Here is a 7,936-nt window from a genome sequence, read left to right as displayed (position 1 = left end):
CAACTACGCATCCTTTACGAAAGTGACTTGAAAGCAGTCAACCACAGAACCCAGGGACTTTAGGCGTGGGAGGTATATCAAGTTTCATTTCCAGTCCGGCGCCTCGCCACTTCTAAGCAGCAGGAAATCGATCTCTGAGCGGGACATTCCTTTTCTTTTGGCTTTCCTTTTTATGGATTTGACATATTTTTCTTCATCTTCAGGCTCAAGCATTCTCAAGAAATAACAGATCCAATTCAGATAGGCTCTCTTGCCAGGCAGCCATGACCTGTTCTCTACACTTTTTATCACATAATCCAGCACAAATTCAAATTCACTGAGTGTGAGGGGTCTCTTTTTGAATACTTCCGTCATAGTCGCGATAATCGATAACTCAAGGGGATGGGAGAAATAACTGATTTTATTCTCCAAGTGAAACATTATATTGAACAATCTCATTTCAACGTCATTATCGGTCAGATCCTGGTCCTGCTTATAATAGTACTGAGCGATGGTATGCTCGAGTTTGCCAATGTGGAAAGTATATTCATCCGGTCTTTCTTTCGGGTCCATACCTTCTTTGATCTCTGCAGTATCCTCATCAAGCAAATCGGCCAATGAATTGTCTTTATCTATATTTTCATTCATGTTTTGTCCCCTTAATCACAATTTTAGGCAAGTAATGGATGAAAAATTTAGTTGTAAAAAGCAATTCATATCTGGTGGTGCAATTTACATTGAACACAAAAAACGCGATTTCAGGTATATCCTGGAATATCAGAGATGCTTGTCAGCCACCCAGACCAATGTTAATTGACATTCAAGCCTTTGCCGTCAGGGAGGGGTGGTTGACATTTCCGTCAATGAGATAAACTTATCCTTTCTTCCAGACGCTTGTACATTCTGTCCATGAATTCCTCCCTATCCATCATCCTTGTGAGAATATCACTATAGGTCTCCCCTTTATGGCCATAGTTTTTCAGCCTGTCTCTTATCGCTTTTGTTGTGGGGATAGTCGTCGTCTGGCTAACGTGTGTACTCATGTGTCCTATCTCCTATGATTATTAGACGTGTCAACTAATTCTCCTGAATGAATGCTTAATTGACATTTAACCCACTTCCGTTAGGGTGTAGTTGACTGCAGCCAAATTAAGCATTATAGGTATATTTGTTCACACGTTATTTATATTACGTGAATAAAAATGGACATGATATATGTCCCTGTGCAATTATGGAGGCGCTTACCCGCTGTAGGCAATCCTGTCCAGTTTCCTGGAAACCTCCGGCTTGTAGTAAGCCTCCCCGCAGGTATCACACACATAGGCAGGTACTCTCAAAGAAACACGTTTCCCATCTGCTTTCTGGATTTCCACCTCGGTGTTTTTCTAAACCAATTTGCCCTGGCAGAAATTACAACTGTCCGGTAACATATTGATTCATATCTTCTGGATAGCCCAAATAGTCTTTGTCTGGAATGAAATTTCTGGCTAATATGCAAAGGATTGATTTTATATATTATTGTTTGCACAATAATTGTTGTGGCAATAAAAAGTGAATTCATCATCAGGCAGCCAGAACCAGCTGGTAGATATAGATGCCTGCAATCCCGGATTGATAAATCCGGGCTTGTCTTCCATATACGATAAATCCTACTATTTTATCGAATACAGTCGACAAAATATACAGACATAATCTGTATCATTTCACCCTACTGTACCATCGCACAGCACCCACCATACAGATCACAATCCCGAATACCTCCGATATAAAAACCATCGATATGGCCGGGTCATAGCAGTTGGAGAAAACGTGCATCAGGTAATCCAGAAATCCGCCTGCAATCTCATCGGCCGGGAAACTCCAACCCAGAAACGGCCAGAACAAAACTTCGGGAGTCTGCCACATCGAATCTTCCAGTAAATGCAAAACTGCTGCACCGGGCAATACCAATAAGAAATCTGCCCGCCACTTCTGCCATATCAAAACAATAATGAGGCCAACCAGTATCCAGAAACTCAGGGTATGGGCAAATATCCTGCCGCTTGCAAGGGTATCTGCCAGCAAAAACCGGCCCAGCGGCTTGTCGATCAGATCCGGCAGCAGCGCTCCTATTGCCACAAACCCATAATTCACTTTGCCCTGCAACCTGGGCAGCCATTGCTCTGCCAGATAGAAGGCAAGTAAGGTCAGTCCGATATGGCCAAACACAAACATCAATGGTGGAATTATCAATAGATGTGTTTAAGTTTATGCTTATTTTTTAAATTTAGAGCAGGAAGTATCCTGCTCCATTTCAGCGATCGCCCTTTTGCCTGGTCAGAAGTGCTGCACCTGCAATGATTGCTGCTGTCGGATTGATACTGAGGCAGCAGGACTGATTTGAAGTAAGCGGAAACCTGCTTTATTATTATTTTTTTAGGACTTTTCTTCTTCTCTCAGTGTATTGAAAATTCGTTTCCCGGCTACAATATGAATTCTATACCTGCTGACCGAATAATATTTAAGTATTGTAACAATTGATTCTGCAATCAATTTGAGGGTACATATTGGCGGATATAAAAAAAATCCCTGTTGACATACAAATTGTCGTAGGCCTGGTACTCCTGACGGCAGTATTTATTCTTATTCCACAGCTCAGTGATTCAGCCATACGTACTGTGCTGGGTCTGCCCATGGTATTGTTCCTTCCGGGTTATGCCCTGATTGCCGCCCTATTTCCCAAAAACGATGACCTGGATGGTATTGAGCGTGTGGCCTTGAGTTTTGGTCTTAGCATTGCCGTTGTGCCTCTGATTGGCCTGGGATTGAACTACACACCCTGGGGTATCCGTCTGTTGCCTATCCTGATCTCATTATCCATCTTCACAATCGGTATGTGTATCATAGCCGTGGTGCGCCGCTCCAATCTGGTCGAGGAAGAAGCATTTTACGTCCCCCTAAGGCAATCCTACGAGTCCCTGCAGGATGAATTTCATTCAGAGTCCCAATCTCGGCTGGATAAGGCACTAACAATAATTCTGGTAATTTCGATTCTGGCCTCGGTCGTGACCCTGATCTACGTGATAGTGACCCCCAAACAGGGCGAACAATTCACCGAATTCTATATCCTGGGCCCGGGAGGAATGGCGGATGATTACCCGGTCAATTATACTCTCGGAGACAGTGGAAAGGTAATTATCGGGGTGGTAAATCATGAATATGAGGATGTCAATTATACTATTGACATACAATTGGAGAATCAATCCCTGCAAACCATACAAGAGGTAAACCTTGAGCATAATCAGACCTGGGAGCAACCTGTCACGATAACTCCGCCGTTTAACGGCACGGACATGAAACTGCAGTTTTTGCTTTACAAGAATGGTAATTACACAGAATCCTACAGGGACCTGCATCTCTGGATCAATGTATCGGAGGATGCAAATGAGTGAATTTCATCCTTTCAAAAACATGGATCTGCCGGATCTTTCAGATGTACAGTTTAACCGGGATTCAGCTGTAATCATGGTGCCGGTACTGCTCATTATGCTGGCAGAACTGCTACTTTTTGCCGAAATGGATTATCTTTCCATCTGTATCCATGTGGCTTTACTTCTCGGCCTGCCCCTGGCATCAATCCATTTTAGCAAAAAGGAAGTCACAATGGCCTTTCAGGCCCTGATGTTGCTGCCTCTGTTGCGCCTGGTAAATATCTCGATGCCTATCTTTTTCGATACGACCCTGTACGTATTCATATTCATTTATGCCCCACTTATAATTCCTGTTTATCTGGTTGCAAAAGATCAGGATATTACGCTTTCTTTAAGGGGGTTTAGGGATGTAAACAGGATGTGGCTGGTTTATATATTTCTGGCAATTCTTGTGGCGATTCTGATTGCCCAGGGAGAGTATGCAATCCTGGCGAATAGTTACCTGATTTCGGATCTGTCATTTATCAGTTTGCTCAAGATTTCTCTGGTAATGGTGTTTTTTGTGGGTTTTGTTGAGGAGTTGATTTTCAGGTTCATACTCCAGACCAGGCTTGCAGATACTTTTGGAACATGGCCCGGTCTGATTATAGCCAGTCTTTTGTTCGGTGTTATGCACTCGGGCTATGGTGCCCCTTTAGAAGTGTTTATGACGGCATTTGCAGGACTGATTCTGGGTTATATGTTCCTCAGGACTAAAAGTATCTCTTTTGTTTCTTTAACCCACGGATTTGTAAATGTATTCCTTTTTGGAGTAATCCCTCATCTGGGTCCCGGATTGGGTCTATTCTGATAGCTAACAATCAACAGTCTATGAGATAGACTGCATTTCAAATCCAGTTCTAAACAATTCAAAATAAGTAATAAATTATGTGTAAAAAAGAGATGTAAAGGAAAATTACACTATTTCTGCTACCTTGAACACAACGATGGCCACAAAAGCCACCAAAAGTGGCATTATTCCCATGTTAAGAGATGTATTGAGTGTTTTATTCCATTTACTGGAAGCGGAAAGTATCTCTTTGGCTGATAATAGTAGAATAAGGCCGATTACAGCCAGTACGCCGTATTCCGGTAGTCCGATGCCCGTTGTCATTGAGATAGCACCTGCCGCGGATGAAATTGCACTGGTTGTTGAAATTACACTGGTAAGCACTATTATCCACTTCCTACCTATGTATATAGAAATATAATTATTTAAGTCTTTGCTTTACTCCAAATGAGGTTGTGATTTTTTAATATAATCAATTCATAGTGTGTAGTATTGGAATACTATGAATAATTATGAAATAAAAAATTAAATGTAAAAAAAGAGAAAATAGTTTCACACTATTTCTGCGACTTTGAATACCACTATGGCCACAAAAGCCACCAATAGTGGCATTATTCCCATATTCAGAGAAGTGTTGAGTGTCTTGTTCCATTTACTGGACGCAGACAGTATCTCTTTTGCCGATAACAATAAAATAAGTCCTATTACTGCCAGTACTCCATACTCCGGCAGCCCAATACCTGTAGTCATTGAAATGGCACCTGCCGCGGATGAAATTGCACTGGTTGTTGAAATTACGCTTGTAAGCATGATTATCCTCTGAAGTTCCTATTTTTAGGATTATAATATTACTATTAAAAGGTTTTGGATTTTTCCCGGAAAGTATATGCAGGTAAAAAACCTGCATATCAATTCCTTTACAGGTTCCTCCTTCTCAAAAGGCCTGCTACTGCCAGTAATCCCGCAATGGCAAAGATCGCTTCAAATCCAGGTATTCCTTTATCTTCTTCCTGTGCAGTTACTGTGATCAGGTCCGTCTTCTCCACAACATCGGCTCCACCTTCGCCCTCAACTGTCAGTACAACAGTGTAGGTGCCAGGTTCTTCATAGGTGTGAGTTGGGTTCTGTTCTGTTGATGTGCTGCCGTCACCGAAATCCCATTGCCAGGAGTCGACATTATCTGCCTCTGCTGTAAAGGTGACTTCCAATGGACTCTGTCCTTCTACAGGAGTTGCCGTGAAGTCCGCCTCCATCTCTGCTGGGCCAGTAACCGGTGCAGATTCCGTGTCAGCCACAATTGCGAAACTGGAAAAGCCCGGTGTGTCTGCAGTATAGTACACCTTGTCTTCATCTTCTCCGATCATTGTGGTTGGAAGGGGTGTCCATTCTGTGGTGTATCTCAGCAATCTGATGTTTGAAGAGTCCACATCATTTTCATTCAGCCAGGTTTTATCCACACTGAAGGAGATCGTAGCATCCTCGATCACATCTTCATAGAGTCTTGAACCTATCCAGATGTTAATATTGTTGTAGAGCAGACCTGAAGGCTTTGTATCAACCAGAGTGGATGTATCTTTCAGTACTTCGACTACTACACTGGTATAACCTGCATTGATCAGCGGCGTGAAGATAATGTTTTCCACCGGTCCGCTGCCTTGAGCGAAGCTGTATTCTGTCGGGGTATTCCTGGCTATGTATTTACCGGCTACTTCTCTTTGTTCAACGTTTTGATAGGATTCTCCACTTACAGCAGCTCCACTGACGCCTCCATCACTTCTACCTCCTCCGGCAGAGCCATTATCCTCCTCTTCTGCAGATACAGCAGGGTACTGGTTGAAGGCAAGTAGATCTCCTCCTGATCTGACCATTGTAAATAGGATATAATCGCCTTCATCAAGTCCTGCAGTATTTAAATTCAGGGTTGCAGTGGTATCAGATGAACTTACTTCTTTAATGACGACTTTGTCCTGTCCGGCGCTTGCATTGATCTTATCCTTGAAATCAGATGATGCTGGATTAGAGAAATCAATTCCTGTCAGAGATAGCCCTTCAAGAAGGGATACGTCATTTACGGATGTATTGAGGCCTTCTCTGCTTCCGTTGTATTGCATGTAGGCTTCTGCCCGGTATTCACTTTCCTCAATGTACATTGCTTCATATGTATAATCAGATAGAGGAGCATTCGGCATACTGATGGTAACTTTTTTTCCGCTTTCAGTATCTTCCACTTTTACAGTAGAATCGTAGTCTAAAACCGTGAATGCGGTGGCTGAGAGTAATCTATTGGTTGTGGCATCATCTTCCATGATCACTACTATATAGTCAGCAGGGTCAAGAGAGTCATAATTCACAGCGCAATTTCCTTTTTCATCAAGGGTTTTAATATCTGGATCTTTATCAGAATTCATCAAATTTGCAATATTATCTTTGTTTCCATCCATCAGCTTATCAATAGCCGAATACAATCCGGAAGCATTTGTCTTGATCAACGATATTTCCACAACTTTACCAGCAAAAGATTCTGAACCATCAAAAGTAAAAGACACATCATCACCAGTGACATACATCGGATGTGTTTTGTATGGATAGATGATAGTGTGGTCAGAGTAACTATCCACATTCAGATCGATGTCGACAGAAATCCCTTTTTTTGTGAATGTGGATTTATTTATTCCGTTATAAGTAAAAGAAATGGGATAGGGCAACTGGAATGGTTCTCCGCCCTGTAATTGTATCCAGTTGCCGTCTATATCAGACTCGTGGTTGGTAAAGTTAAACGTGGTGTCATCAACTGTCATATTCATAATGACATCATCGTTGGTTGCTGCTCCTGCAGATCCAAAAATAATCAATGCCGCTGATATTATAAGCAAAAATAATACAAAGATGCTATGTTTTAGTTCCCTCATATGTTCTTAATTCTCCGGTATGGTGTAATGTGTTAGGATTATAATGGCAATTTGCTTTTATTGATATTATGGTTACAAATTTTCAATTGATAAAACTTGTCCCTGAAAACTAATATTAATATGAGATTATCAAATTAGCTTTTCGCTTTAAAAGTGTAACTCATTTTCTCATTACCACTGAACGTTGCATGAGCGTAGCTCATGCATTATATTTATATATAAGAAAATATGCCAGTTCATGAAATATTATCACAATGTTTTGGACGGAATCTATACCAGAGATTCAATAGTCAGTTATCTGAACAAAGACAGCGTATCAATATGCCAGTTATTGTATTTCCTGGATATCGATGACATTGCTTCCTATGTAGAACGTAATTATTATGCCGATAAGGATTGGCACCTCAGGTATAAGATTTCTTCAATGATAAAGCTCATCGTTGTAAAATCCTACAGAAACCTCTCTTTTGAAAAAACAATATCTACCTTAACAAATGAGGAAGCCAGACTTCTGTGTTTTGAAGAGGACAATGGTATCATTAATCTTCCGTTTCATGCAACACTGTTACTACTATGTAGTAACTCCCGTTAAATCTTCGATTTAACGCGATTCACCATTTTGTAAAATACAGGCTGGGAAAGAGGGATTTAATGAAATAATGTTCAGGATTGGAAAGAAAATATCCAGAATTACTAAGATTAGGGATGTGAAAACAGATTCGACACCTCTTGAAGCATCCAGATATGATAGATATGCGGATTATAATCCGCATTACAAATGTAAGATGGATAAGGCACATATCACGATG

10 protein-coding genes and 1 pseudogene are annotated in these 7,936 nt (G+C 41.2%); 4 read left to right on the top strand and 7 right to left on the bottom strand.

Annotation, left to right across the window (positions count from 1 at the left end; translation table 11 throughout):
- Positions 1 to 84: 84 nt before the first annotated feature.
- The 3 genes from CI957_RS10100 to CI957_RS10090 form a co-directional block, all read right to left on the bottom strand.
- Positions 85 to 627 carry a hypothetical protein gene (locus CI957_RS10100; RefSeq protein WP_128754787.1) on the bottom strand — a complete coding sequence of 181 codons (543 nt, stop codon included), beginning with the start codon at positions 625 to 627 and terminating at the stop codon, positions 85 to 87.
- Positions 628 to 839: 212 nt separating this feature from the next.
- Positions 840 to 1,022: a hypothetical protein gene (locus CI957_RS10095; protein WP_241646087.1), complete on the bottom strand. Its 183-nt coding sequence runs from the start codon at positions 1,020 to 1,022 to the stop codon at positions 840 to 842.
- A gap of 198 nt (positions 1,023 to 1,220) precedes the next feature.
- Positions 1,221 to 1,352, bottom strand: a complete 132-nt coding sequence (locus CI957_RS10090) for a YgiT-type zinc finger protein (protein WP_128754786.1) — start codon at positions 1,350 to 1,352, stop codon at positions 1,221 to 1,223.
- 178 nt (positions 1,353 to 1,530) lie between these two features.
- Here CI957_RS10090 and CI957_RS10710 point away from each other — a divergent pair, with 178 nt between their 5' ends.
- Positions 1,531 to 1,671 (top strand): hypothetical protein, encoded by a 141-nt coding sequence (locus CI957_RS10710; RefSeq protein WP_164909092.1) that lies wholly within the window; start codon positions 1,531 to 1,533, stop codon positions 1,669 to 1,671.
- 6 nt (positions 1,672 to 1,677) lie between these two features.
- Here CI957_RS10710 and CI957_RS10085 read toward each other — a convergent pair whose 3' ends face one another.
- Entirely contained in the window at positions 1,678 to 2,193 is a 516-nt protein-coding gene (locus tag CI957_RS10085; protein WP_096713007.1) for a metal-dependent hydrolase, read from the bottom strand.
- Between the two features lie 332 nt (positions 2,194 to 2,525).
- Between CI957_RS10085 and CI957_RS10080 the strand changes: the two genes are divergently transcribed.
- Both CI957_RS10080 and CI957_RS10075 read left to right on the top strand, forming a co-directional pair.
- On the top strand, positions 2,526 to 3,410 hold the full coding sequence (locus tag CI957_RS10080; RefSeq protein WP_128754784.1) for a DUF1616 domain-containing protein: 885 nt from the start codon (positions 2,526 to 2,528) through the stop codon (positions 3,408 to 3,410).
- Positions 3,403 to 4,239 (top strand): CPBP family intramembrane glutamic endopeptidase, encoded by an 837-nt coding sequence (locus CI957_RS10075; RefSeq protein WP_128754783.1) that lies wholly within the window; start codon positions 3,403 to 3,405, stop codon positions 4,237 to 4,239. The genes CI957_RS10080 and CI957_RS10075 overlap by 8 nt, the downstream gene beginning before the upstream one ends.
- Positions 4,240 to 4,344: 105 nt before the next feature.
- Here CI957_RS10075 and CI957_RS10070 read toward each other — a convergent pair whose 3' ends face one another.
- The 3 genes from CI957_RS10070 to CI957_RS10060 all read right to left on the bottom strand — a co-directional run bounded on the left by CI957_RS10070 (position 4,345) and on the right by CI957_RS10060 (position 7,127).
- Positions 4,345 to 4,602 (bottom strand): hypothetical protein, encoded by a 258-nt coding sequence (locus CI957_RS10070; protein ID WP_013036595.1) that lies wholly within the window; start codon positions 4,600 to 4,602, stop codon positions 4,345 to 4,347.
- Positions 4,603 to 4,770: 168 nt separating this feature from the next.
- The gene (locus tag CI957_RS10065; RefSeq protein WP_013036595.1) at positions 4,771 to 5,028 is read right to left on the bottom strand and encodes a hypothetical protein; all 258 of its coding nucleotides are present in this window, start codon (positions 5,026 to 5,028) and stop codon (positions 4,771 to 4,773) included.
- 107 nt (positions 5,029 to 5,135) lie between these two features.
- The gene (locus tag CI957_RS10060) at positions 5,136 to 7,127 is read right to left on the bottom strand and encodes a TIGR04279 domain-containing protein (protein ID WP_128754782.1); all 1,992 of its coding nucleotides are present in this window, start codon (positions 7,125 to 7,127) and stop codon (positions 5,136 to 5,138) included.
- Positions 7,128 to 7,353: 226 nt separating this feature from the next.
- On the opposite strand from CI957_RS10060, the pseudogene CI957_RS10055 reads away from it, so the two are divergent.
- Positions 7,354 to 7,936 (top strand): annotated as a pseudogene (locus CI957_RS10055) (ISNCY family transposase); the annotation flags it as partial.

It is taken from the genome of Methanohalophilus sp. WG1-DM, from assembly GCF_004104135.1.
Taxonomy (GTDB): domain Archaea; phylum Halobacteriota; class Methanosarcinia; order Methanosarcinales; family Methanosarcinaceae; genus Methanohalophilus; species Methanohalophilus euhalobius.
Note: the sequence above shows the minus strand (reverse complement) of the source record. Positions and strands in the feature narration are given on the sequence as shown.